The organism is Actinomyces culturomici (assembly GCF_900499005.1).
Lineage (GTDB): Bacteria > Actinomycetota > Actinomycetes > Actinomycetales > Actinomycetaceae > Pauljensenia > Pauljensenia culturomici.
Genome location: NZ_LS991318.1, coordinates 40,383 through 65,204, shown reverse-complemented (window position 1 = coordinate 65,204; position 24,822 = coordinate 40,383). Strand labels below are relative to the sequence as shown.

16 protein-coding genes and 1 tRNA gene are annotated in these 24,822 nt (G+C 71.0%); 11 read left to right on the top strand and 6 right to left on the bottom strand.

The features are described from left to right. Positions 1-238 precede the first annotated feature (238 nt). A complete protein-coding gene (locus tag DY157_RS11605; protein ID WP_218938096.1) occupies positions 239-5,452 on the bottom strand; it encodes a family 78 glycoside hydrolase catalytic domain in 5,214 nt (1,737 codons plus the stop codon). 158 nt (positions 5,453-5,610) lie between these two features. Between DY157_RS11605 and DY157_RS10080 the strand changes: the two genes are divergently transcribed. The 3 genes from DY157_RS10080 (at position 5,611) to DY157_RS10070 (ending at position 9,706) form a co-directional block, all read left to right on the top strand. After that, positions 5,611-6,621: a LacI family DNA-binding transcriptional regulator gene (locus DY157_RS10080; protein WP_218938095.1), complete on the top strand. Its 1,011-nt coding sequence runs from the start codon at positions 5,611-5,613 to the stop codon at positions 6,619-6,621. Between the two features lie 236 nt (positions 6,622-6,857). Further along, the gene (locus DY157_RS10075) at positions 6,858-8,249 is read left to right on the top strand and encodes an MFS transporter (protein ID WP_115728523.1); all 1,392 of its coding nucleotides are present in this window, start codon (positions 6,858-6,860) and stop codon (positions 8,247-8,249) included. A gap of 8 nt (positions 8,250-8,257) precedes the next feature. Then, positions 8,258-9,706, top strand: a complete 1,449-nt coding sequence (locus DY157_RS10070) for a family 43 glycosylhydrolase (RefSeq protein ID WP_115728522.1) — start codon at positions 8,258-8,260, stop codon at positions 9,704-9,706. Here DY157_RS10070 and DY157_RS10065 read toward each other — a convergent pair. From DY157_RS10065 to DY157_RS10055, 3 genes are all read right to left on the bottom strand, one after another. After that, the gene (locus DY157_RS10065; RefSeq protein WP_115728521.1) at positions 9,693-10,130 is read right to left on the bottom strand and encodes a Rossmann-fold NAD(P)-binding domain-containing protein; all 438 of its coding nucleotides are present in this window, start codon (positions 10,128-10,130) and stop codon (positions 9,693-9,695) included. The genes DY157_RS10070 and DY157_RS10065 overlap by 14 nt on opposite strands. Further along, on the bottom strand, positions 10,070-10,792 hold the full coding sequence (locus DY157_RS10060) for an NAD-dependent epimerase/dehydratase family protein (RefSeq protein ID WP_160159528.1): 723 nt from the start codon (positions 10,790-10,792) through the stop codon (positions 10,070-10,072). Before DY157_RS10060 ends, DY157_RS10065 begins: the two co-directional genes overlap by 61 nt. A 712-nt stretch (positions 10,793-11,504) precedes the next feature. Continuing rightward, the gene (locus DY157_RS10055; protein ID WP_115728519.1) at positions 11,505-11,726 is read right to left on the bottom strand and encodes a hypothetical protein; all 222 of its coding nucleotides are present in this window, start codon (positions 11,724-11,726) and stop codon (positions 11,505-11,507) included. Positions 11,727-11,834: 108 nt separating this feature from the next. Between DY157_RS10055 and DY157_RS10050 the strand changes: the two genes are divergently transcribed. From DY157_RS10050 to DY157_RS10020, 7 genes are all read left to right on the top strand, one after another. Beyond that, entirely contained in the window at positions 11,835-12,722 is an 888-nt protein-coding gene (locus DY157_RS10050) for a choice-of-anchor M domain-containing protein (RefSeq protein ID WP_456236506.1), read from the top strand. A 170-nt stretch (positions 12,723-12,892) separates the two neighbouring features. Next, positions 12,893-13,648, top strand: a complete 756-nt coding sequence (locus DY157_RS10045; protein ID WP_235827206.1) for a choice-of-anchor M domain-containing protein — start codon at positions 12,893-12,895, stop codon at positions 13,646-13,648. Next, the gene (locus tag DY157_RS10040; protein ID WP_115728518.1) at positions 13,645-15,294 is read left to right on the top strand and encodes an anchored repeat ABC transporter, substrate-binding protein; all 1,650 of its coding nucleotides are present in this window, start codon (positions 13,645-13,647) and stop codon (positions 15,292-15,294) included. Before DY157_RS10045 ends, DY157_RS10040 begins: the two co-directional genes overlap by 4 nt. Beyond that, complete coding sequence (locus DY157_RS10035; protein WP_115728517.1) at positions 15,291-16,286, top strand: choice-of-anchor M domain-containing protein; 996 nt, start codon at positions 15,291-15,293, stop codon at positions 16,284-16,286. Before DY157_RS10040 ends, DY157_RS10035 begins: the two co-directional genes overlap by 4 nt. Continuing rightward, a complete protein-coding gene (locus DY157_RS10030; RefSeq protein ID WP_115728516.1) occupies positions 16,283-17,005 on the top strand; it encodes a metal ABC transporter ATP-binding protein in 723 nt (240 codons plus the stop codon). Before DY157_RS10035 ends, DY157_RS10030 begins: the two co-directional genes overlap by 4 nt. Beyond that, positions 17,002-17,880 carry an anchored repeat-type ABC transporter permease subunit gene (locus tag DY157_RS10025; protein WP_115728515.1) on the top strand — a complete coding sequence of 293 codons (879 nt, stop codon included), beginning with the start codon at positions 17,002-17,004 and terminating at the stop codon, positions 17,878-17,880. The genes DY157_RS10030 and DY157_RS10025 overlap by 4 nt, the downstream gene beginning before the upstream one ends. Next, entirely contained in the window at positions 17,877-20,966 is a 3,090-nt protein-coding gene (locus tag DY157_RS10020) for a choice-of-anchor M domain-containing protein (RefSeq protein ID WP_115728514.1), read from the top strand. The genes DY157_RS10025 and DY157_RS10020 overlap by 4 nt, the downstream gene beginning before the upstream one ends. 605 nt (positions 20,967-21,571) lie before the next feature. On the opposite strand, the gene DY157_RS10015 is transcribed toward DY157_RS10020, so the two are convergent. Together DY157_RS10015 and DY157_RS10010 are read right to left on the bottom strand one after the other, a co-directional pair. Continuing rightward, positions 21,572-21,644: transfer RNA gene (locus DY157_RS10015), tRNA-Thr, on the bottom strand. Positions 21,645-21,968: 324 nt separating this feature from the next. Next, positions 21,969-23,609: an alpha/beta hydrolase gene (locus DY157_RS10010; protein ID WP_115728513.1), complete on the bottom strand. Its 1,641-nt coding sequence runs from the start codon at positions 23,607-23,609 to the stop codon at positions 21,969-21,971. Positions 23,610-23,747: 138 nt separating this feature from the next. Between DY157_RS10010 and DY157_RS10005 the strand changes: the two genes are divergently transcribed. Continuing rightward, a complete protein-coding gene (locus DY157_RS10005; protein ID WP_115728512.1) occupies positions 23,748-24,800 on the top strand; it encodes a zinc-binding dehydrogenase in 1,053 nt (350 codons plus the stop codon). The last annotated feature ends 22 nt before the right edge of the window (positions 24,801-24,822 follow it).

The following is a 24,822-nucleotide window of genomic DNA, read 5'->3' as shown; positions in this document are numbered from 1 at the left end:
GGTGGAATCGGCGGATCCGGGCGCACCGGACTCCGCGCCCCGCGCGTGCGGGGTCTCATCGACGACGGCGCCGTGTCGTCCCCCTCATCGTGCCGCGGCCCCGTCCTCGTCGGGAAGGGGCGCCCGTCCGCCTGTGGACGACGGCGAAGGGGAGCCCCGCCTGTGGACGGAACTCCCCTCCGCTATCGCGCGCCACCGCAGCGCATCGACGAGGCCGCGGCCGCGCGCCGACTCCGCCTCAGGCCGTCGGACCCTCCCCTCGGCTGAGGGCCATGAGCCCCTCGAGGGCCTCGGGCGGCATCGCGCCGCCGAGGAATCCGACGAACTGGCGCATCGGCATCGACTCGACCATGCGGAGCATGTCGGCGCTCTCGTCAGCCTGGGCGCGCTGCTCCTCGGTCATCCCGGCCGCCATCCCCTCCATGAGGAGCGGCCCGACGACCGGGTGGCCGAACCACTCGCCGACGGTCGAATCCATCGTCAGCGGCTGGAGGAACGAGTCGCCGGCGAGGTCGATCGGCGCCGAGGCGAGCACCTCGTGCGCGTTCGCGCAGACCTCGACGACCGCGGTTCCCTCGGGGACGACCCAGTCCTCGCGCTCAACGTCCCAATAGGCGAAGGAACGGCGATCCAGCACGATCTCGACGGTCGTCGACTCGCCCGGCTCGAGGGCGACCTTCTCGAAGCCGCGGAGCTCCCGGACGGGGCGGCGCACCGGCCCGGAGGGGGCGGCCACGTACACCTGGACGACGTGCGCGCCCGCGCGCCCGCCCGTGTTCGTCACGCGGACCCGGACGACCGCCGAGTCCTCGCCGGTCTTCTCGGCCTCGAGCCCGTCGGTTTTGAAGGTCGTGTACGAGAGGCCGTGGCCGAAGGGGTAGCGGACCGGCGCGCCGGCGCTCGCGTAGTACCGGTAACCGACGAAGACGCCCTCGCCGTAGCGGACGCGACCCTGCTCGCCGGGGAAGTTCGCCCAGCTCGGGGTGTCCTCAAGGCGCAGCGGGATCGACTCGGCGAGGTGCCCGGACGGGTTCGCCTCGCCGAAGAGGAGGTCGGCGATCGCACCGCCCGCCCCCTGGCCGAGGAGGAAGCCCTCGAGGATCGCGTCGACCTCGTCGTGGAATCCCTCGAGGGACACGACGCCGCCGTTCATGAGAACGACGACCGTCTTCGGAGCGGCCGCGGCGACCGCGCGGATGAGGGCGACCTGAGACTCTGGGATGTCGAGGGTCGTCCGATCGAAGCCTTCGGATTCCTCCTTCTCCGGCAGCCCGGCGAAGACGACGGCGACATCGGATCCGGCCGCCGCCTCGACGGCCTCCTCGAGGAGGGCCCGCGCGTCGGCGCCCTCGTCGATCGCATAGCCGAGGGCGCGCGCGACGGACGAGCCGCGGGCATCGGCGAGGGCGCGGATCTCGTCGAGCGGCGAGTCGACGCGGGTCGCATTGATGTGGGAGGAGCCGCCGCCCTGGTAGCGCGGGGTTTCCGCCATCGCGCCGATGACCGCGATGCGCTGACCCGCGCTGAGCGGCAGGGCGTCCTCGTTCTTCAGGAGGACCGCGCACTCGGCGGCGGCCCTGCGCGCGAGGGCGTGATGCGCGTCGGCGTCGAAGGGGCCGTTCGGCTCCTTCTTCGCGGCGGCGAGCGCGAGAACGCGGGCGACCGAAGCGTCGACGGCGTCCTCGGACAGGGAACCGTTGCGCACGGCCTCGACGATCTTCGCATCGTTCGCGCCGCCGCTGCCCGGCATCTCGAGGTCCATTCCCGCCGCGACCCCGGCGACGCGGTCGGAGACCGCGCCCCAGTCGGAGACGACGAGGCCCTCAAAGCCCCATTCCTCGCGCAGAACGGTCGTGAGGAGCCAGGGGTTGTGCGAGCAGAAGACGCCGTTGAGGCGGTTGTACGCGCACATGACGGTCGCGGGCCTCGCCTCCTTGACGACTCTCTCGAAGGACGCGAGGTAGATCTCGCGAAGCGTGCGCTCGTCGACCTCGGCGCTCACGCGCATGCGGTCGGTCTCCTGGTCGTTCGCGACGAAGTGCTTGAGCGAGGCGCCGACCCCGACCTCCTGCATGCCGGCGACGTGGGCGGCGCCGAGCGCGCCGGACAGGGTCGGGTCCTCCGAGTAGTACTCGAAGTTGCGGCCGCCGAGCGGGGAGCGCTTGATGTTGACTCCCGGCCCGAGGACGACGTCGACACCGAGGGAGCGACCCTCCTCGCCGACCGCACGGCCGATCTCGGCGGCGAGCGCCGGATTCCAGCTCGAGCCGACCGCGACGGCCGGCGGGAAGCACGTGGCCGGTCGAGCGGCGTTGAGGCCGAGGTGGTCGGACTCACCGTCCTGGAGACGCACTCCGTGCGGGCCGTCGGTGAGGACGAGCTTCGGGATGCCGCGCGACTCGATGGCCTTCGTCGACCAGAAGTCCTCGCCGGACAGGAGCGAGGCTTTCTCCTCAAGGGTGAGGCCGAGGCGTCCTGCCTCCCCGGATACCGGGTTCCTCGACTCCGAAGCGTCCGCGGTGTCCGCCGCGGTGGCGTTCGCCGTGCGCTCCGCCTCCTCGGCGGCGCGGGCCGCGCGGACCCCCGCGACCGTGAGGTCGACGGGGACGGGCTCTCCGGCGTTGAGGGCGGCGAATCCCCGTTCCATGCCGGCGAGGAAGCGCTCGGAGTGCGGAAGCATTCCGGAGATCTGGCGGGCGGTCACGCCCTCCTGACCGGCGATGCCCGCGCCCGTGTGCTCGGCCGAGCCGGGGATGGCGATCTCGACGGCGCCGGCGAGGAGGTCGAGGGCTCCGTCCACCTCCGCGAGGACGCCGAGGGGCGTATCGAGGTCGAGGTGCGGGCGCTCGGCGGCGTCGACCTCGAAGGACTCGCGGAAGGAGTGGACGCCGTGCCCGACCTCGTGGATCGCCCCTGAGGGGAGGACGACGCGCGCGGTCGCGCCGACGGGGACGCGCACGTCGAGGTGGAGTTCGCCGTCTTCGAGGCGCCACGAGGACGCGGCCTCCCCGTAGGGCGTGAGGAGGGACGCGGAGGCGGAATCGAGCCCGCGCTTCGGCGGGATCGGGGCGATCTCGAGGCGCCTCCACCCGGGCTCGGCGGGGGCGAGGCCCGCGACCGTCCGGTGCATCCAGTCGGCGACGGCGCCGAGTGCGTAGTGGTTGAAGGAGGTCATCCCCGAGGGGTTGACGGTCCCGTCGGGCAGGAGCGAATCCCAGCGCTCCCACACCGTCGTCGCGCCCTTCGTCACGGGGTAGAGCCACGAGGGCGCCTCGGTCTGAAGGAGGAGGCGATAGGCGACGTCGGCGTGCCCGTTCGCGGCGAGCGCGCCAGTGACGAGCGGCGTGCCGACGAATCCCGTCGAGATCCGGTATCCGGCGGACTTCACGAGATCGGCGAGACGCGCGGCCGCGCCCTCGCGCGCAGACTCGGGGAGGAGGTCGAAGGCGAGCGCGAGCGCATACGCGGTCTGCGCGTCGGACATCAGGCGGCCCGAGGGGGTGACGAACTCGGCGATGAACGCCTCGCGCACCCGCTCGGCGAGGTCGGAGTAGGTCGTCGCGACCTCGACGTCGCCGACGATGGACGCCGCGTCGGCGAGAATCCTGGCGGAGCGGGCGAAGTAGGCGGTCGCGACGATCTCCGGGGCGCACTTGCCCTTCGAGGGGTTCTCGGCGGGCGCGTCGGGGTCGAGCCAGTCGCCGAACTGGTAGCCCGCGCTCCAGATGAGGGAGTCGCCGGCGGCGGCCGCGACCTCGTCGACCCAGACGCGCATCGAGGGGAGCTGCGCGCGCAGGAGCTCGACATCGCCGCTCGCCTCGTAGAGGGTCCACGGGACGACGGTGGCCGCGTCGCCCCAGGCGGCCATCGGCCCCTGATAGCCGGTGACGATCGCGGGGACGACGTTCGGCGTTCCGCCGTAGCGCGCCTGCTCGGCGGCGAGGTCGGCGAGCCAGTTCGTAAGGATCCCGGACGCGTCGTAGAGGAAGGTCGCGACGGGCGCGAAGACTTCGAGGTCGCCGGTCCACCCGAGGCGCTCGTCGCGCTGAGGGCAGTCGGTCGGCAGGGAGAGGAAGTTCGAGCGCATGCCCTGGACGACGTTCTCATGGAATCGGGCGAGCAGCGGGTCGGAGCAGTCGAAGCGGCCGGTGCGCTCCATGACGGTCGAGAGGACCTCGGCGCGGATCGCCGGGTCGTCCCCGACGAGGGCGTCGCGCTGGTCGGCGGGCCACCCGGTCACCTCGAGGTAACGGAAGCCGTGGAAGGTGAAGGCCGGCGCCCACTCCTCCTCGCCGCTTCCGGCGCAGATGTACCGGTCGGTCGCCTTCGCGGTGCGCAGGGGCTCGAGGGCGAGGGCGCCGTTCTCGAGGACCTCGGCGTGACGCAGGACGACCTCATGCCCGGCGTCGACGCCGCTCCCCTCTCCGGTGCGCAGGCGGATGCGGGCGCGGCCCACGAGGTTCTGCCCGAAGTCGAGGAGGATCCCGCCGTTCGGTGAGTCGAAGACCTCGACGGGGGAGCGCATCTCGACGACGCGGACCGGCGGGGCGAGCGGCCCGACGAGGATCGCGGGGTCGACGTCGACGAGTCGGGCGGGCTCCCAGTCGGAGTCGTCGAAGGCGGGCGTCGACCAGGCGGGGTCGGCGAGCCTCGCGTCGAACTCCTCGCCGTCGTAGAGGTCGGCGGAGCGTCGCGGACCGGGCGCACTGCGCCAGGACTCGTCGGGGAGAACGTCGATCCGCGAGCCGTCGTCCAAGGTCACCTCGAGGACGACGAGGGCGGAGAGCGTCTCCCCGTAGAGCGCGGACTCGCCGCTCCATCCGAGTCGCCCGCGCCACCACCCATCGCCGAGTGCGAGGCCGAGCGCGTTCGCGCCGGGGCGGACGAGCGCGGTGACGTCGTCGGTCCGCACGATGAGGCGCGACTCGTAGGCGGTCCAGCCGGGGGCGAGCTCCTCGTCGCTTGCGCGCATGCCGTTGATCTCGGCGCGCACGAGACCGCGCGCGGTCGAGCGGAGACAGGCGGAGAGGATCGCGCGATCCTCGGGGATCGTGAATGCGCGGCGCAGGAGCGGGGCGCGCCAGGCGTCGTCCGCGGGGGCGATCATCGACGTCGGGTACTCGTCGGCGCCGAGGAGTCCGGCTTCGACGCGGCTCCACTGAGACCACTCGACGGGGGTCGCGTCGCTTCCGAGCGGGCGGACGCGGACCTCGAGGGAGTCGCGCGAGCGCAGGGGGGCGAAGGGCCAGGGGACGAGGACGGAAGCGCCGGAGTCGACCCGGGCGGTCTCGATCGCTGCGCTCCCGGGGCGCCTGGCCTCGACCTCGTAGCCGATCTGCTCCCATCCTTCGGGGGCATCGGGGACGATCCAGCTGAGGCGCGGTGCGGCCTCAGGGATGCCGAGCGCCTCGAGGTGGTGCTCGAAGCGGGGGGCGGTGGGCGTGATGAGCATGAGGATCCCGATTCCACTAGCGGGTGGGGCTGCGATGCCCCCTGAAGTCTCCACAACTAGCCCGCGCTAGTGAAACCGATGCTAGCATCGTCCCCGACGCCGCGCAACGCCCTCGACGCGAGACCACCGGCGCCCCATCTCACCCCAGGGAGGGACTCATGCCGGCACGCAAGCGGGTGACCGCCGCCGACGTCGCGCGTTCGCTCGGAATCTCGCGGGCGACCGTCGGCTTCGTCCTCAACAACACGCCGGGCCAGACGATCTCCGAGCCGACGCGGCGCCGCGTCCTCGACGAGGCCGCGAGACTCGGCTACCGCCCCCACCGCGCCGCCGCCGCCCTCGCGAGCGGACGGACCCGGATCATCCTCCTCGTCCTGCCCGACTGGCCGATGGAGCACGCGCTGCAATCGCACGTCGATGAGGCCTCCCGCGTCCTCGAGGAGGCCGGATACTCCCTCGTCACGACGACCCGGCGGCCCGGACGCGCCGCCCGACCGCTCTGGGAGACGCTCGAGCCGGACGTCGTCGTCACAATGACCGCCTTCTCCGATGAAGAGATCGCCTCGCTCGAGAGGGCGCGCATCCGCGCGGTGATCCCCGGCGCGCCGACCCTCGCCCCGACCGACGAAGGCGCCGAGGAGCTCCAGCTCCACTTTGCCGAAGGGCCGCGCCTCCAGGTCGAGACGCTCCTCGCGAGGGGTCGTCGACGAGTCGCCTTCGCCTCCCTCGACGAACCCCGCCTCGCCGAACTCGTCGCCGCCCGCGAGGCCCTCGCGCGCCGCACGATCGAGGAGGCGCCGCACGCGGAGCTCGTCCATTCGGACGCCTTCTCACCCAAGGACGACCGGACGTCCCACGAAGAGATCATCCGCGCCTGGGTCGTCGACGGAGTCGACGGGGTCGTCGCCTACAACGACACCTCGGCCGCGCTCGTCGCGGGCGCCGCCCTGCGCGCCGGGATCCGGATTCCGGAGGAGCTCGCGATCATCGGTCACGACGACGCCCCGCTCGCGTCGCTCTTCGTCCCCGGGATCACAACGATCCACGTTGACAATCAGGGCCTCGGACGCTTCCTCGCCCAGCTCGCCCTGCGCGAGGCCGGCGAGGACGTCGGAGAGATCCGAGAGCCCGAGTCGGTCATCCGGCTCGTCGATCGGGAGACCGCCTGACCTCGGCGTTCGCCGGAACCCTCTGAATCCTTTCATCAACCCCTTGCCAAAGCGGCGCGGCCGCGCATATGCTGCACTCACTCCACAACTAGCGCGCGCAAGTAGCGGCGGCGACATCCCGCTCACGCGCCAGGCGCCGAGCCCCCCGGGAATCGGCTCCGAACGTCGACACCGCTCCACTCCTCAACCACCACCGCCGATTCGCCGACGAATCGGCTCACGGAAGGCGAAACACGATGGCGAAGAAGCCGCTCGGCCTCGACGGCCAGGGCATCCAGAAGACGATGCGCGCGACGAACTACCTCGGCGACGGAGTCGGCCAGGTCGGTCTCAACATCATGACCGGCCTGCTCGGCGTCCTCGTCTACTTCTACACGGACAAGGTCGGGATCGCGGCGGCCGCCGCCGGCACCGTCATGCTGATCTCCAAGGTCGTCGACGCCTTCACCGACATCGGCATGGGCTACCTCCTCGACCGGACGAAGAGCCGCTGGGGCAAGGCCCGCCCATGGCTCCTCTGGGGCGCCGTCCCCGCCGGCCTCGCGGTCGCCGCCCTCTTCCTCGTCCCCGCGGGCGCGAGCGACTCCGTGAAGTTCGGCTACGCCCTCGCGACGAACATCTTCCTCTCGGCCGTGATGTTCACGGCGGTCGTCATCCCCTTCGGGTCGCTCATGTTCTACGCGACCCAGTCCTCCGAGGAGCGCGGCCGCATGGGCATCACGCGCGCGATCTTCGGCTACCTGGGCGGCATGGTCATCGCCATCGCCTACATCCCGATCACCAACGCCCTCGGCGGCGACCAGGCCGGATGGATCAAGTTCGGACTCGGCTGCGCCCTCGCGACGACCGTCGCGCTCCTCATCGCCTTCTCCGCCAACCCCGAGCGCAACAGCGAGCCCGCAGAGTCCGAGGCCGAGGAGCACCTCCCTCTCGTCCAGTCCCTCTCTCTCCTCTTCCGGAACAAGTACTGGGTGATGATGCTCGCGGTCCAGACGCTCTCCGCCGTCGTCTTCGCCCTCACGAGCGCCGCCGGCATCTACTACGTCAAGTGGATCATCGGGGACGAGAACCTCATGGCCCTCCTCGGCGGCATCGGTCTCCTTCCGGTCCTCGTCGGATTCGCCGCCGTCGGCCCACTCTCCAAGCGCTTCGGCATGGCGAAGACCGCCCGCATCGCCCTCGTCATCGGCATCGTCGCGACCCTCATCCGCTGCCTCTTCCCCATGGACCTGTGGGCGCTCCTCGTCGTCGGTCCCTTCGTCACCCTCGCGACGATCCCGCTCATGGCCGTCTCCGGACCGCTCGTCCAGAACACCGTCACCTACGGCGAGTGGAAGTTCGGACGCCGCCAGGTGGGCATGGCGAACGCCGCGACGAGCTTCGGCGGCAAGATCGGCAACGGCCTCGGCGCGGCCCTCATCGGCTGGGTCCTCGCCCTCGGCGGCTACGACGGCGCCGCCGCCTCCCAGACCCCGGCCGCAGTCAACGCGATCCTCGCGACCTCGATCTGGATCCCCGGCGTCTTCCTCGTGCTCTGCTGGCTCGGCCTCCACTGGTACGACCTCGAGTCGAAGTTCTCCGACATCACGAAGGACCTCGAGGAGCGCGCTCAGGCCGTCACCGCCTGAGAACCGCCATGACGACTCCCCCGCTCGCCAACCCCGTCCTCCCCGAGGGCGTCTACATCCCCGATGTGGAACCGCGCGTCTTCGGCGACCGCCTCTACCTCTACGGAAGCCACGACCGCTACGGCGGCCCCGACTTCTGCATGGAGAACTACGAGGTCTGGTCCGCGCCGCTCGACGATCTCTCCGTGTGGACGAACCACGGCGTCTCCTACCGCCGCGACCAGGATCCCGTGAATAACGACGTCCAGCCCGGCCAGGCGCTCCGGCGCCTCTACGCCCCCGACGTCGTCCGCGTCCCCGACGGGCGCTACGCGCTCTTCTACTGCATGGACGACTACCCCCTCATGGGGGTGGCGACCGCGGAACGACCCGAGGGGCCCTTCGACTTCCTCGGTTACATCCGCCATTCCGACGGGACTCCGCTCGGGGAGGGCGAGGGGGACGTCCTCCCCTTCGATCCCGGGGTCCTCGTTGACGATGGGCGCGTCTACGTGTACTCCGGGAACGGACCGGTCAACGCCGCGCACCGACGCTTTGACACTGTCCGGCACCACTCGCACGTCTTCGAACTCGGCGCGGATCTCACGACGATCATCGACGGCCCGCACCCGCTCCTCCCCGACGTTTCCGAGAGCGGCGGCACGGGCTTCGAAGGGCACGAGTTCTTCGAGGCGTCCTCGCCCCGCCGGATCGGCGACCTCTACTACCTCGTCTACTCGGACATCCACTGGCACGCCCTCGCCCACGCGACGGCAACGTCACCGCTCGGGCCGTTCCACTACCGCGGCGTCCTCGTCTCGAACGGCGACATCGGCGTCGACAGGCGAAAGGGACCGCTCCAGGCGGCGATGCCGATCGGCAACGATCACGGCGGCCTCGTCGAGCTCGGCGGCCGTTGGTTCCTCTTCTACCACCGTCACACCGGCGGGATCATGGCCTCGCGCCAAACGTGCGCGGAGCCGCTCGAGCTCCTGCCCGACGGCTCCTTCGCGCGGGCCCGCCTCTCGAGCACGGGCCTGCGCGGCCGTCCCTTCGACGGCCGGGGAACCTTCCGCGCCCACTGGGCGTGCCGGCTCACCCACCGTTGGAACGGATCCTTCTACTCGGTGAAGGGCACGGGTTTCCTCCCCTCGATCCGCCAGGCGGGCGCGGGCGAGCGCCTCCACCAGTACGTCGCAAACCTGCGCGACGGCTGCACCGCCGGCTATCGCTCCTTCCGCGGCCTCGCGCCCACGATCTCCGTCGTCGCGCGGGCGAGCGGACGAGGGCGCCTCGAGGTGTCGACCGAAGACGGCCGCCGACTCGCCTCAGTCCCGATCGCGCCCTCGCGCCGCTGGAGGCGCACCGCCTCCGTCGTCCTCGACTTGTCGGGAATCGATGAGGCCGACGAGGTCGCACTGCTCCTCACCTATCGCGGACGCGGCCGCCTCGACCTCGACTCCTTCACCCTGGAGTGACTCCACGACGGCGCGCTCGAGGTCGGACCCGGCGAGCACAGGTTCTCCCGCCCCGCGGTGTGAGCGGGGCGGTGTCCGACCCCGCCGACCCCGCCGACCTCGCGACTTCCGCGAGGTAGCCGAGCATGTCCCGCACCGTCTCGGCGAGTCCTCGGACCCGGTATCCGAGCTCGCGCGCCGCCTTCTCGTGGGAGAAGCGCGCCGGCGCGCCGAGCGTCTCAATGGCGTAGCGGGTGAAGACGGGTCGCGTTCCGCGCACACGGCCCCAGGCCTCGACGAAAGGCGCCGCGAGGGCCGCGAGGGCCCGCGGGAGGGCGACCGGCACCTTGCCGCCGAGAGTCGCGAGGAGTTCGGTGATCGTCGCTAAGTGCCCGGAGAGGATGTAGGTCTCGCCCGATCTTCCGAGGTCGCGGCGCGAATGCATCCATCGGCGACATCGCGGACGTCCGCGAAGTCGAAGCCGCCGCGCACCGTGGCGGGCAGCCGCCCGGACCCGTGCAGACCGATGAGTTGGACGAGGTGATTCGCCCCTCGATCGAAGGGCCCGAGGAACCCGGAGGGATGGACGACGACGATCTCGAGGCCGCGCCCGGCGAGCCCGAGGACGTGCCGAGTCGCGATCGCCTTCGACTTCGCGTAGTCGCCGGACACGAGGGCGGGGTCGAAGTCCTTCGTCTCGACGATCGGGTCGTCGGCTCCGTGCCCGGCGGACGCGGGGATCGCGTGGACGGAGCTCACGTAGACGAGTCGGCGGACCCCGTGCGCGAGGCACGCGCGCGCGACGTTCGCCGCGCCTCCGACGTTGACGCGGAGGAGTTCGGCGCGCGTCGCCGATCCGATCGACACGCTGCCCGCGGTGTGGAGGACGACGACGTCGCGCTTCTCGAGGCCCGCGAAAAAGGGGCTCGAGGGAGGCCCGGTGGTGATGTCCCCCTCGACGACTTCGGCGGCCGAAGCGACGGGGGCGGGCACGGCCTCGCCCGGCCGCACGAGGGCTCGCACCGCGCTCCCGCGCGCCGCGAGCGCGCGCACGATCGTCGATCCGAGGTGCCCGGCGGCCCCGGTGACGACATAGACCGTTGCCATGGAACGATTCTCCCATCGGACCCCGCGTCTCGTTCCGCTTCGGGGACCGTCCCCGATTGACGCCATCGACGCTCCACGCGACAGACCAGGGTCGGCCTCGTGAATGAGGAGCGGGACCCGAGAAGCCGAGCCGGGCGGCACGGTCCCCGCCCTCGCCCGTCGGGCACGAGGGCGCAAGGCGCTCCTTCGTTAGAGGGAGTCCGGAGCGGCGACTCCACTGAGGGGATCAGACCGAGGCGGGTGTCGATCGAGCGACCATCAGTCACGGCTCTTCTTCCCGCACTCCAGCGGCCCCATCGCCACCACACTCCGCCGGCACCGCAACGGCTCCATCGGCACCGCAAAGAAAAAGGTGGTGCCGTTGCTACACGGAACACCCACTCCCCCGGCACCGCAACGGCTCCATCGGCACCGCAAGAATAGCGGTGGTGCCGGCGTCGTCGATGATGCGTTGACAGAGGCGCTCATGAGTCTCACGAGGTGCTCGTCGAGCACCTCAAGTCCAGAACTTCCTCCCGGACCAGGAAATCGACGGAGAGTCGAAAGCATCACCTTCGCCCACCGAGGGGACGGGCGCGCATGACCGCGCCGCTCAGGACGCATAACGTCAGAGCCCCAGACGCACGGCACGCCGCATGTGGCTCATGCCGCGGCGCCCCAGAGGCATGTCGCCACTATCCACGACGCATGACGTCGCAGCGAAGAGGAGCGTCTAGAGGTCGGGCTCCCGGTCGGGGCGCTCGCGTCGGTACGGGTCCCCGTTGAGGACGGTGTCGACAACCTCCCAGTAGAGGCCGAGAAGGAGCGGCCACACGACGTACGCCGAGTTGCGCGTCCACAATGCGAAGGCCGCGAGTGTCGCGAAGTAGACGAGCAGGGTTTTCGACATCCGCGCCCGCACGCGCGCTTTGAGGGCCTCCCACGAGTACGGCACGACACTCCTCCCCTTCGACGACATCGGCGTCTCTTCGCGCATCCTCGCACGCGGCGGGCGTGATCCGAACCTCACGCGCAGGGTCGCGCGGTGCGCGGGCAACCCTGTATGGTAATGCGAGCCACTCTCATTATCACTAGAAGGTTCGTCATGCGCGCCGCCCGCCGCGGGATTCATCCGCTCCTCGCCCTGTTCACCGCGCTCCTCGCCCTCGCCCTCGCGTTCGGGCTCTCCGCGGCGCCGACGATCGCCGCGCCCGGCCCCCAGAGCGGGGAGTCGACGGCGAAGGCGCTCCTCACACGCGGGCACGCCGATGTCTTCGCCCTCGTCCCCAACGGGCCGACGATCTCCCTCGTCGCCAAGGAGGACGTGACAACTCCGGGTGCACCGACCTACCACAACCCCGCGAAGCTCGTCCTCGGCGTCGCCGACGCCGCGAAGACGAGCGCGACCGAGAAGATCGAGGGAGTCGGAACCGCCGGCTACGCGCTCCCCCAGTCCGAGGACCCCGCGCTCCTGTGGCCCGGCTGGGACTCGAACGCCCTCGCGCCACTGCGCCCGACCGCGATCCGCCTCGTCGTCGACGAGGTCTCCGGACCCGGCCGCGTGCTCCTCTGGCGCTCGGCCGCATTCGGCGCCACGTCCCCGATCTTCGAGCAGGGCTCCCTCGAGGCCGCCCCCGGGCGCTCGATCCTCCAGAGCGCGCCCGCCCACGAGCACGCGAACTGGCTCTTCACAGCCGCGGGCACCTACTCCCTCGCCCTCCACGGCGAGGTCGAGACTCCCAAGGGCCGCCTCGTCTCCGACCCGGCCGTCTACACCTTCGCCGTCGGCGCCGCCGCGATCGAGCAGGCGACACCCGGAGCATCGACCCCCGCCGAGCCGTCGACGCCCGGCACCGGATCGACCCCGACCCCCGATTCCCCGGCGGNTCCTCTCTCTAGTCGTCGGCAGCGTCAGAGGGCTATACGAGTAATTCTCTTTTTTTTTGTTTGATACAGCCCTCCACCCCCGAGTCGTACCCCTCTTTATTCGCCGGCAGCGTCAGATGTGTATAAGGGACGCCCACCGCCCCTCAGCCGTCCGCGCAGCCCGCCGCCGAGCAGTGCCTCCCCACCCCCGTCACCTCGAATGGGAGCGGCACGGCGGTCGGCGGATCCCACACGATCCGCGCGAACACGCACGTCCACCCGAACTGGGTCTTCACCGCCCCCGGCGCCTACAAGGTGTCGATCACCCAGACCACGACTCTGAAGTCCGGCGCCCGCGTCTCGGCCTCGGACGTCCTCTCCTTCAACGTCGGCGGAGCCGGCAACGCCGACGCTGGCCACTTCGACATCGGGACGAGCGCCGGCCCCTCGTCGATCTCCATGCTCGTCAAGGACGATCGGTCCCAGCCCGCGCGCTGGGTCGCCCCCTCCTCCCTCTCCTTCGGGCTCGGCGCCGCGGCCGAGACGACCGCCCCCGCCGGCATCGAATTCATTGCGAAGCAGGGCCAGAAGATCTGGATGATCTCCTCGAGCCAGGTCCCCTCCGTCCCGTGGGTCGGCGCGAACACGATGCACCCCGACCTCCTCGCCCACACGAGCGGCGACGTCACCTGGACGCTCAACGGCGTCTCCGGACCCGGCTCGCTCGCCGTCTTCGAGTCCGGCAACTTCGGCTCGCTCGTCGGCGCCCGCTGGTTCGGCGGCATCGGCTCGGGCTCGACGACCGTCTACGTCGGCCGCACCGCGGACGGACGCGCCTGCGAGCTCGACCAGGCGACGATCGACCGCCTGCGCGCCGAGGGCAAGACCGTCGACGGCTCGGCCCTTCCCGGCGGCCTCGCATCGACCGGCGCTCAGGCGGCGGCCCCGATCGCCCTCGCCTCGCTCCTCGCCCTCGCCGGGTTCGCCGCGCGACGCCGGGCGACCCGGTGAGGCGCGCCCGAGCGCGTCGCGCCGGGAGCGCCCTCGCACTCTCCCTCCTCATCGGCGCCCCCTCGCTCCTCCTCGGCGCGTGCGCCCCCGCCCTCGCGAACGGCGGAGCGCCCGCCGAGGAGGCCCCCGGCGCGCGGTCGCAGTCCGCCGCGCCGCGGAGCACCGACGCGACGGACGACGGGACGCAACCGCGGATCGTCGCGACGACGCCGATCATCGCCGACCTCGTGCGCGCGGTCGCCCCGCGAGCGCGCATCGCCACGCTCGTCCCCGCGGGCGTCGATCCGCACTCCTTCGAGCCCTCGATGGCGGCCCTGCGCGACATCGCGCACGCCGACATCGCCTTCTCCAACGGGCTGCTCCTCGAGCAGAGCGCGCTCACCGCCTCCATCGACGCGAACCTTCCGAAGGGCGCCCAGCACGTCGCCCTCGGCGAGGACTCCGTCCCCTTCGGCGCGCGCCCGATCCCCCTCGTCGAGGACCTCTCCCTCGCGACGATCTGGCTCGGACTGCGCGTCGACGGGCGCGCCTCGACCGACTCGACCGTCTCCTTCGAGGCGGTCGCGGCGACGGGCCCCGGCGACCTCGCCGCCTTCACGACCGGGACCTTCGGCGAACCGCGCCCGTGGATCGCCTCGAAGGACGGGATCGACTCGAACGACCGTGTCGAGCTCCCGACCAACGCCCACACCCACATGTCGTGGGGCTTCACGGATCCCGGCGTCTACTCGCTCTCCCTGCGCGCGACGCTCCACTCGCCGACGGGCGACGCTCCGCTCGGCGAGAAGACCCTCGTCTTCGCCGTCGGCGTCGACCCGCACTCCACCGGGCGGACCGTCCTCGACTCCGGGCACGCCGATCTCACCGCGAAGCTCGAGGGCTCGATGACGCTGCGGGCGGACGCCCCCGCGGGCGACCTCGACCCCGACCGGGTCGTTATCGCCGTCCCCGACACGACGACGACCACGATCCCCGACAACCGGTGGCGATTCCTCGCCGAACCCGGCGCCTCCGCCAGGATCCTCGCCCAGGCCGTCATCGGGACCCACGTTCACGGCGAGATCGACCCGCACATGTGGCACGACGCGAAGAACGCCATCGCCTACACCGACCTCGTCGCCGAGCGCCTCGCCGCCCTCGATCCCTCGCGCGCGGCCGAGTACCGGGCGAACGCCGCCGCGCGCGACGCCGAACTCGAGGCGCTCGACCGGTGGATCCGCGAAGTCGTCGCCACCATCCCCGCGAAGAGCCGCGCCCTCGTCACCGCGCACGACTCCTTCGGCTACTACGCGAAGGCCTACGGGCTGCGCATCGGCGGCTTCGTCGCGCCGAACCCGTCCCTCGAGCCGTCCGCCCTCCAGCTCGCCAACCTCACGCGCGTCCTCGAGCAGACGCCGGCCGCCGGCGTCTTCCTCGAACCGACCTCCCGCTCCCACCTCGGCGAGCTCGTCGCTCTCGCGCGAGCGACCGGCAAGTCCGTCTGCTCGCTCCACTCCGACACGCTCACCGACGAGGTCCCCACCTACCTCGACCTCATGGTGTTCAACACGCGCTCGATCAAGTCCTGCCTCGACCCCGCCTCGCTGCCCGCCTGGCCCTTCGAGTCGGAGGCGCCCATCCCGAATCCCACCCGAGGAGACCAGTGAAACTCACGCACGCGCTCGCGCTCGCCGCCGCGGCCCTCATCGCCCTCGCCCCCGCCTCGCTCGCAGCGGACACGACGACTCAGGACCCCTCGCTCACCCAGGTCGTCGACTCGAACGAGACCGTCGCCCCCGCAGGCACGCCGGTCGAGATCTCCGCCGGGCACGTCGACCTCGGACCGAAGTTCCTCGACGGCGCGTGGACCTTCCTCGCCCGCGACGACTCCGGCCAGGCGCCGACGTGGCGCCACCTCGACGACGTCGTCCTGCGCGTGTCCGACGCCGCGAAGCTCGAGCTCCCCGCCGACGACCAGTACTCCTTCATCTCGGCGAACGGCCCCGTGTGGGCCGTCCCCCAGTCCGAGATCGCGAACGTCGTGTGGCTCGGCTGGAACACCCAGGACCCCGAGGTCGTCGGCCGACTCGCCCAGGGCGCGACCCTCGTCTTCGAGGGGCACGAGGGCGAGGGCGACTTCCACGCCTTCGTCCAGGCGGGCAACTTCTCCGGCCCCCAGGAGCTGTGGAACTCGACGAAGCCGAACGCGCAGCCGATCCACGTCGACGCGAACACGCACACCCACGCGAACTGGGTCTTCACGCAGCCGGGGATCCACCTCATCCGCCTCAGCCTCCAGGCCCAGCTCACCGACGGCTCCACAGTCGAGGACACCCGCATCCTCCGCTTCGCAGTCGGGGACGCCGCCGACGCGCAGAAGGCACTCGAGGCCCAGTGGACCATCTCGAACGCCCCCGAGTCGCCCGCTCCCGTCGACGCGCCGTCGGCCGTCGACCGATCGACCGCGCTCCCGCTCTGGATCGCCGCGGGGCTCGGCGCCGCGGCCCTCGTCCTCATCGCCCTCGTCCTCGTCGCCCATCGCCGCGGCCGGGAGCGCGAGCGGGCCGCCGAGAGGATCGTCGAGGGCGGGGCGCGAGGCCCCGTCGAGCCGAAGCCGGAAGCGTCCGATGAGGCCGACGACCGGGAGTCGGACCGATGAGCCGCGCGCTGGAGGTGTCCGGCCTGCGCGTCGACCTCGGCGGGCGGGCGATCCTCGAGAACGTCTCCCTTCGGGTCGACGAGGGCGAGCTCGTCGGCCTCATCGGACCGAACGGGGCCGGCAAGACGACGCTCATGCGCGCGATCATGGGACTCGTCCCCCACCGCGGGAGCATCGAGGCGAGCGGCTCGGTCATCGGCTACGTCCCGCAGCGCCAGGACCTCGACTGGAACTATCCGATGAGCGCCGCCCAACTCGTCGCGACCGCCTTCACCGGCCGACGCCGCGCACCGCGGGCCGCGGCGCGCCTCGAAGCCGTCTACCGGGCGCTCGACGCGGTCGGCATGTACGCGTACCGCAACCGGACGATCAACGAGACCTCGGGCGGCCAGAAGCAGAGGATCCTCGTCGCCCGGGCGCTCGTCGCCTCGCCGCGGCTGCTCCTCCTCGACGAGCCCTTCACCGGGCTCGACCACCCGAACCAGGACGCGCTGTCTCGCCTCTTCGTCGACCTCGCCCACTCCGGCGTCGGGATCCTCATGTCGACGCACGACCTCGGACAGGCCGTCGACATCTGCCACCGGCTCGTCATGCTCAACGGGACCGTAAGGGCCGAGGGCGAGCCCGCCGACCTCTGCTCGCCGGAGCCGTGGATGGAGACCTTCCGCGTCTCCGAGGACTCCGCGCTCCTCCGCTCCCTCGGGATGGTGCGCCGATGAGCCTCCTCGATTTCCTCTCCGACCTCGCGAACCCCTCGCTCGCCTTCCTCCCGAGGGCGCTCCTCATCGCCGTCCTCTCCTCGCTCGTCTGCGGCCTCGTCGGCGCGCACGTCGTCCTGCGCGGACTCTCCTTCGTCGGCGACGCGCTCTCGCACGCCGTCTTCCCCGGAATCGCGATCGCCTTCGCGCTCCAGGGGTCGATCCTCCTGGGAGGAGCGGCGGCCGGGATCCTCGTCGCGATCCTCATCTCCGTCTTCTCCCAGAACCGCCGGGTCGGCGAGGACTCCGTCATCGGCGTCTTCTTCGCCGCCGCCTTCGCCCTCGGCCTCGTCGTCGTCGCGCGAACGCCCGGCTACACGGGATCCCTCGAATCGCTCCTCTTCGGGTCTCTCACCGGCGTGACGAACACCGACGTCCTCATCTCCCTCGCGGCGTGCGCCGCGATCGGCATCGCCCTCACGGTCTTCCACGACCGGATCGTCCTCGTGAGCGTCGACCGCGACTTCGCGATCTCGACGGGCCTGCGCGCCGGGCGCATCGACCTGCTCCTCCACCTCGCCATCGCGACCGCCGTCGTCGTCTCCATCCAGACGATCGGGAACGTCCTCGTCCTCGCGCTCCTCGTCGCCCCCGCGGCGACCGCGCGACTCCTCACCGACCGCGTCGTCCCCATGATGCTCATCGGCCCGGCCATCGGCGCCGTCTCCGCCTTCCTCGGCATCTGGGCCTCCTGGTCGCTCGACATCCCCTCGGGCGCGGCGATCGTCCTCGTCGCGACCCTCCTCTTCGTCCTCGCCCAGCTCCTCTCGCCCGGGCGCGGACTCCTCCTTCGCGCCCGACCGGCGGCGCAGACCACAGAAAGGACACTCGCATGAGGACCCTGCCGTTCACCGGCCTCCTCGCCGCGGCCGCCCTGCTCGCCGCGCCGATACTCGTCGTGCCCGCGGCGCACGCCGCCCCGTCGGAGACGCCCCCTCCCGCGGACTCCGCCTCCGCCGACTCGGGGGCCTCGCCCTCGTCCCCCGGAGCCCCCGACGACCCCGAGCACCTGCCCGGCGAGGCCGGCTACGGGGACGTCGTGCCCGCGGACCTCACGGTCCCCGCGGGCTCGCCCGGCGCCGACCCTGAGGCGACCCCCGGGCCCGACGGCCGCGTCCCCCACGTGTGCGCCGGACGCAAGCTCCTCCACCACGCCCACGTCGACGCCGCCTACGTGACCCGCGTCGACGAGACCTTCACCGTCACCGTCGTCGACGGCCGCAAGGTCGTCAAAGACCCGAACTCCGTCTGCGTCCGCCTCGCCCCCGATGCGCGCGCCTCCGACTCCCAGGAGGTCTCGCGCATGGTCGTCCCCTCGGGCGGCCTCTTCGACTTCATCGGCAAGCCCGGCGACATCGTCTGGCGCGCCCCCCAGGAGCAGATCGACAACTGGCGTCCCGTCTGGGCCGGCATCGGCGCCTTCGACACGGCGCACGAGGTCGCCCAGCCCGAGGGGATCCTCCTCGACGAGGTGAAGCTCTCGATCGCCAACTCCTCCGGACCCGGAGCCGTCGAGGTATGGCGCACCGTCGGCGCGAACTCCCTGAGCCGGGGCCTCTCCTCCGACTCCTCGCTCGCCCCGCTCTCCCTCCAGGCAGGCTCCCACGGCCACTGGAACTGGACCTTCTCGAAGGCCGGCGTCTACAGGCTCGACATGGTCGCCTCCTACACGTCCACGTGGTCCCAGAGGACCGTCAACTCCTGGCCCTCGACCATCACGTGGCTCGTCGGCTCCGACGACGAGGTCGGCCTGCCCGCAGGCACCACCACCTCCCTCACGCCTATCGGGACGACCGCCGAGCAGGTGAAGGAGAAGATGATCGCCTCCGGCGAGCTCTCCACCGAGGAGAAGCCCGCCGAGCCCGAGGCCCCCTTCACGCAGGCCGAGGCCCGCAAGCAGATCGAGGCGCTCTTCGGCTCCGCCGCGAAGGCGCCGGCCTCGCCCTCGTCACCCTCCCACTACGTCTACAAGGGGACCTTCAACGACGACGTGCGCGACGGCAAGCCGATCAAGCGGGTGACCCTTGAGGTGAGCGCGGACGGCACGGCGATCCCCGGGTCGCCGATCCTCGAGATCCCCGACTCGCTCAAGCAGACGACCGCCGAGGGCGACCGCTGGGTCCTGCCCGCCTCCGGCGAGCACGGATCGCTCGGATTCGACTTCACCGGAATGCCCTCCGAGCTGCGCTCCGAGCCGGCCGTCTACTCCGTCGACACCTTCGACGGCCCCAAGGGCGGCCGCTACATCGCCGGGACCGTCGCCGACGGGGCGATGACCGTCGCCCTCGACACGACGCGCGACCCCAACCGCGGCTTCACCGCCGAGGCCGCCGCCGTGCCCCTCGCCCACGTCTTCACGAAGCCCGGCGTCTACACCGTCGGTTTCAACATCGAAACGCGCGACAAGGACGGGAACTTCTCCTACAAGTTCCGCTCCGCCCACTTCGTCGTCGGCGACGCCGCGATCGCGGCCCTGCGCGCGATCACCGCGGAGAACAACGGCGAGGCGCCCGCGCCCGGGCCCTCCCCGGACCCCGCGGACCCGGGCGACCCCTCGACGCCGGCCGAGCCCTCCGATCCGTCGACCCCCGACCCCGCCACCCCGTCCGATCCCTCCCATCCCGGCGACTCGGCGATCCACATCATCACCGAGGGCCACATGGACCAGGCGATGTCCCTGAAAGACGGGAAGGCGGAGGTCTTCGTCGACGACACCGCCGACCCGCGCCACCCGGTCCATCGCGCCTCCGGCACCTTCGCCTACGCCGTCCCCGACTCGACGCACGCGAAGATCCCCGCCGGCGCGAAGGGCTACGACGAACTCGCCGCCGCAGCGCCCGAGGGCGTGTGGACCCTGCCCGAGACCCAGCTCGAACGCATCCCCTGGGTCGGGTTCTCGACCCAGCGGGTCGACTACTCGCAGCTCTCGGACAAGGGCGTCGAGGTCGCGATGAAGAACTTCACCGGCCCCGGTCGTCTCGTCACCGGCAATTCCTCCCTCTTCGAGGGATTCACGCCCCGACTCGACTCGGCGAAGCCCGACATGGTCCTCCGCTACCTCTTCGGATCGCACGACCATCAGGCCTTCTACTTCACGAAGCCCGGGCGCTACGCGACCGACTTCGTCTACACCGCGCACCTCGCCGACGGCTCCACCATCGAGAAGACGCTCCACGCGATCTTCCTCGTCGGCGACGACGCCATCGAGAAGGGCGCCGAGCCGGAGCCGTCACCGGACCCGTCGCCGGAGCCCGCGCCGAACCCGAACCCCGGCGAAGCGCTCCCCATCGACGAACTCGTCGCGAAGCTCAACGCCGAGTCCCACAAGAACTGGACGAAGCCGAACCCCGGTACTCGGAAGCCCGGCGAGTCCGCGCCCGCTCCGGGCGCCTCCCCCTCGACCGGGTCGCCCTCCACGGGCTCCCCCAGCGCCGGTTCGACCCCCTCCCCCTCTGCGGGTGCGGGCGCCCCGTCCTCGTCGATCGGGAATCCCACGGCGGCCGCCGCGCGCCTCGCCGAGGGCGCCGGGCAGACCGGGACCCCGGTGACCGGAGGGTCGACCGTGTCCGGCTCGCTGCTGTCGTCGAACTCGGCGGCTGGCGCGGGGTCGACGACCTCCGCTTCCGGCACCACGACCGGTTCCGGCGCGTCGGGCGCCTCCAGCGCCGACGGCTCCCAGTCGAGCGGCGTCGCGGGTCTGAACTTCGCGGACTCCTCGCAGTCCGGGGCGTCCACGACTCGGGCGCTCGCCAAGCCCGCCGCGCCCGTGAGCGCCCTGCTCAACCCTGAGCGCGGCTCCGCATCGTACGGGAGCGGCGCGGACTGGTGGCAGTGGGTCCTCGTGGGGATCGGCGGCAGCGGACTCGTCGGAGCGGGCGCCTGGGCGCTCCTCATGCGCAGGCGCGCGTCGGGAGCCGAGTAGAGGTCGCTGACGCGCCTCCCGAATCACACGGAGAGCCCGTCACTTCGAGAAACGCGAACGCCGAGCGGCGGCCCGGACCGGGAAGGTCCGGGCCGCCGCTTCGTCATGCACTACTTCGTCCGCGCGCCCGTCTGCCTTCTCATCCGATCCTGCCCTCGCTCATACGTCCGCCTTCTTCTTCCGCGGGAGCCGCTGGCGAAGCGGCTCCTCCCGGGCACAGCCGGCCCTCCACCAGGCTCCGTCCCTCCCGCCATGGGCTCGTCTCCCGAACCCGCGAATTCGCACACAGTTTCCGCGCCGTCGACGATCGAACCGGAGGAGCCGTCGGAGAACTTGCAGGTCAGCGACGTCCTCGGCCCATGTCATCCGGGAAACTGTGTGCGTTCTTGCGGGCGGATCTTTCGGGGATACCGGCAAGAGAGTGTGGCATCGACCCGGACTTTTCGTTGATCTGACCACGTAAAGTCGCGTTCCCCATAGGGGTGGGGCCTATATGAGCGGGTGAGTGTTGACAAGCGCCCCAAGTGCCCGATCTGCCGAGCGACGACGGAAAAACGAAGCGGCCCGGCACCTGTTCGCGCAGGTGCCGGGCCGCTTCCCGTCTGAGCCACCTGTGGGAATCGAACCCACGACCTATTCATTACGAGTGAATCGCTCTGCCGACTGAGCTAAGGTGGCGCGTCCGCCGTTTCCCGCGAGGGGCGTTCGGACAACGGTGCGAGTCTAATGGGCCCGATGGTCCGGGGGCAAACCGGTCGGAGCGCGCCCCACCATGGAAAGCCTCACACCCGAATCGCCTCGGGACGGTCCGGCGAGCCGAGCCGCCACGTGCGCAGGACCGCGAGGCCCCGCGCCGTCATGGGCGAACTCAGGCAGCGGGCAAGCTTTCGATCCGCGAGCGATCTCGGCCCATGAGGGCCCTCGGCCCGAGAGGCCCCTCGCCCCGCAGAACGGCCGCCCGCCCCCGCCTTCACGTCTCGCAGGCTTGACTTCCCGCAGGCTTCACTTCCCGCAGGTGAGGCCCGCCTCGGGCACGGTTCCGGAGACGAGGTAGCCCTCGACCGCGCCGACGAGGCACGAGTTCGCGTCCTTCGAGTAGGCGGTGTGGTCCCAGCCCTCGTTTGAGACGAGAACGCCGGAGGACAGCTCCTTCGCGAGATTCTCCGCCATGACGTACGGAGTCGCCGGATCGTGAGTCGTGCCGACGAGGAGGATCGGCGCGGCGCCGGGAGCCGTGATCGCTTCGCGCGCGGCGTGAGAGGTCGGCCAGGCGTCGAGGCCGGCGGAGGCGTAACCGCTGATCGATCCGAAGACGGGGAGTTCGGACTTGAGGAGCCCCGCCTCCTTCGCCCAGTCCTCGATCGTGCCGACCGGGCCGTAGTCGAGGTTGTTGACGGCGATGAGCGCCTCGGTCCCGTTGGAGGAGTAGGTGCCGTCGGCGTTGCGGTCGGACACGTAGTCGGCGAGGAAGAGGAGTTGCGACCCGTCCTGGTCCTCCATCGCCGGGGTGAGCGCCTGGACGAGCATCGAGTAGGTCTTCTCCGAGTAGAGCATCCCGATGATCGCGCTGACGGCGAGGTTCTTCGTCAGGGGGCGCTTCGAGTCCGAGGTCGGGATCGGGTTCTTCTCGAGCCCGTCGAGGAATTCCGTGAGCTGGGCGATCGCCTGCGCCTTCGTCCCCTTGAGCGGGCAGGTCTTCGTCGTGAGGCAGGTGTCGATCCAGTGCTCGATGGACGCCTCGAATCCGCGCATCTGGAGGGCGGAGACCTCGTCGACGTTCATCGCCGGGTCGATCGCTCCGTCGAGGACCATCCGCCCGACCTTGTCGGGGAAGAGCCCGGCGTAGGTGGCGCCGAGGAAGGTCCCGTAGGAGTACCCGAGGTAGTCGAGTGTCTTCTGCCCGAGAACGGCGCGGATCATGTCGAAGTCCTTCGCCGCGGATACCGTGTCGATGTGTCGGAAGAGGTCGCCGCTCATCTTCTCGCAGCCCTTCGAGATCGCCTCCACCTCGGCGGTCGCGTCGGCGACGATCTGCTCCGGGGTCGCGGCGGCGCGGTCCTGCTCGGAGGCGCCTGTGACGGAGCCGGTTGAGCTGTAGGCGTCGAGTTGGGCGTCGGTCAGGCACTTCACGGGGGTGGAGGTGCCGACTCCCCGGGGATCGACGGCGACGACGTCGTACTTCTTCACGAGGGCGGAGCCGAGGTTGTCCTCGATCAGGTAGCTGAGGGACTTGATGGCCGCTCCCCCGGGGCCGCCGAGGTTGTAGAAGAGGACCGGGGCGCCGTCCTCGCCGGACCGGTGGACGGCAAGGGAGAGGGTGATCTTCTCTCCCGAGGGGTCGTCCCAGTCGAGGGGCGCGTAGAGCTTCGCGCACTGATAGGCGCTCATGTCGGAGGGCCGGTAGTCGCGGTTGAGCGCGACCTGATCCTTCGAGCACTCGCCCCAGCGGATCGTCTGGCCGTAGTAGGCGTCGACGGTCCCGCTCTCGGCCGCGTCGAGGGTCGACGGGGTCACGTTCTCGTCACCGGCTCCGGCGGCGTCGAGCGCGGTGAGGAATCCGGCGCGGACGAGCGACCCGACGACGACGAGCGCGAGGACGACGGCGATGGCGGAGACGACGACGGCGGATCTGGGGGCTCTCATGGCCCCATGATATGGGACCCGAAGTGAAAACGGCGTAAAGGACCCAGCGGAACGCCCGCGAATACGGGACCTCGGTCCTATTCTGAGTGCACCTCGATCGACGTCCGCCGATCGTCGTGCTCACGAAGGAGTAATCGCATGACAGGCACAATGCTCGCGGAGCGCTTCTACGCCGACGGCCGGAGGGTCGCCGTCGAAGAGATCCCGATCCCCGAACCCGGTCCCGGGCAGGTGAGGATCAAGGTCGCGTACTGCGGAATCTGCCACTCGGACCTCTCGCTCATCCACGGCGCCTTCCCCGACCGGCTCCCGGTCATCACGCAGGGGCACGAAGCCGCCGGGACGATCGACAAGCTCGGCCCGGGCGTGACCGAATGGGAGGTCGGCGACCGGGTGATCCCCTCGGCCGGCCGTCCGTGCCTCAAGTGCCGGAGGTGCCGGCGCGGCGACTTCACCGCGTGCCTCGACCTCCAGCTCATGGCCTTCGCCTACGACGGCGGGTGGGCGCAGTACATGATCGCGAACGCGATGGGCATGACCCGCGTGCCGAGCGAGGTCGACCTCAAGGAGGCCGCGATCCTCGCCGACGCCGTATCGACGCCGTTCGGCGCGGTCGTCCGCACCGGCAAGGTCCACCCGGGCAACGCCGTGGCCGTGTGGGGCCTCGGCGGCGTCGGCACGCACATCGCCCAGCTCGCGAAGCTCGCGGGCGGCGTCCCGATCATCGGCATCGATGTCAACGACGAGTGCCTCGCGCGCGCCGAGCGCCTCGGCGCCGACCACGTCTTCCGCGCGGACGACCCCGACCTGCTGAAGCACATCTTCGAGGCGACGGGCGGACGCATGATCGACGTCGCCTTCGACGCGGTCGGCATCCCCTCGACGCTGCGCCAGGCGGTCGCGAGCCTCGACACGGGCGGGAAGGTCGTGTCGGTCGGCATGAGCCCGCAGGAGATGAATCTCGGGACCTTCCTCGAATTCAACCTCCGCTCGAAGCAGGTTCTCGGGCACATCGGCTACAAGACCCAGGACATCGCGATGCTCGCCGAGATGCTCCGCTACGGGCGCCTCGACCTCTCCGAGTCGGTCTCGGAGGTCGTCCCGCTGCGGGACATCGCCGTCGGCATCGAGCACCTGGAGAAGAAGATCGGCAATCCGATCCGCATCCTCGTCGATCCCTGGGCGGACTGACGAGGACGAGGGCCCCGATTCG

Excerpts from the sequence above, each read along its gene's own strand:
- DY157_RS11605 (WP_218938096.1), bottom strand. The coding sequence starts at position 5,452 with ATGCTCATCACGCCCACCGCCCCCCGCTTCGAGCACCACCTCGAGGCG.
- DY157_RS10080 (WP_218938095.1), top strand. The coding sequence starts at position 5,611 with ATGCCGGCACGCAAGCGGGTGACCGCCGCCGACGTCGCGCGTTCGCTC.
- DY157_RS10075 (WP_115728523.1), top strand. The coding sequence starts at position 6,858 with ATGGCGAAGAAGCCGCTCGGCCTCGACGGCCAGGGCATCCAGAAGACG.
- DY157_RS10070 (WP_115728522.1), top strand. The coding sequence starts at position 8,258 with ATGACGACTCCCCCGCTCGCCAACCCCGTCCTCCCCGAGGGCGTCTAC.
- DY157_RS10065 (WP_115728521.1), bottom strand. The coding sequence starts at position 10,130 with ATGCATTCGCGCCGCGACCTCGGAAGATCGGGCGAGACCTACATCCTC.
- DY157_RS10060 (WP_160159528.1), bottom strand. The coding sequence starts at position 10,792 with ATGGCAACGGTCTATGTCGTCACCGGGGCCGCCGGGCACCTCGGATCG.
- DY157_RS10030 (WP_115728516.1), top strand. The coding sequence starts at position 16,283 with ATGAGCCGCGCGCTGGAGGTGTCCGGCCTGCGCGTCGACCTCGGCGGG.
- DY157_RS10025 (WP_115728515.1), top strand. The coding sequence starts at position 17,002 with ATGAGCCTCCTCGATTTCCTCTCCGACCTCGCGAACCCCTCGCTCGCC.
- DY157_RS10020 (WP_115728514.1), top strand. The coding sequence starts at position 17,877 with ATGAGGACCCTGCCGTTCACCGGCCTCCTCGCCGCGGCCGCCCTGCTC.
- DY157_RS10010 (WP_115728513.1), bottom strand. The coding sequence starts at position 23,609 with ATGAGAGCCCCCAGATCCGCCGTCGTCGTCTCCGCCATCGCCGTCGTC.
- DY157_RS10005 (WP_115728512.1), top strand. The coding sequence starts at position 23,748 with ATGACAGGCACAATGCTCGCGGAGCGCTTCTACGCCGACGGCCGGAGG.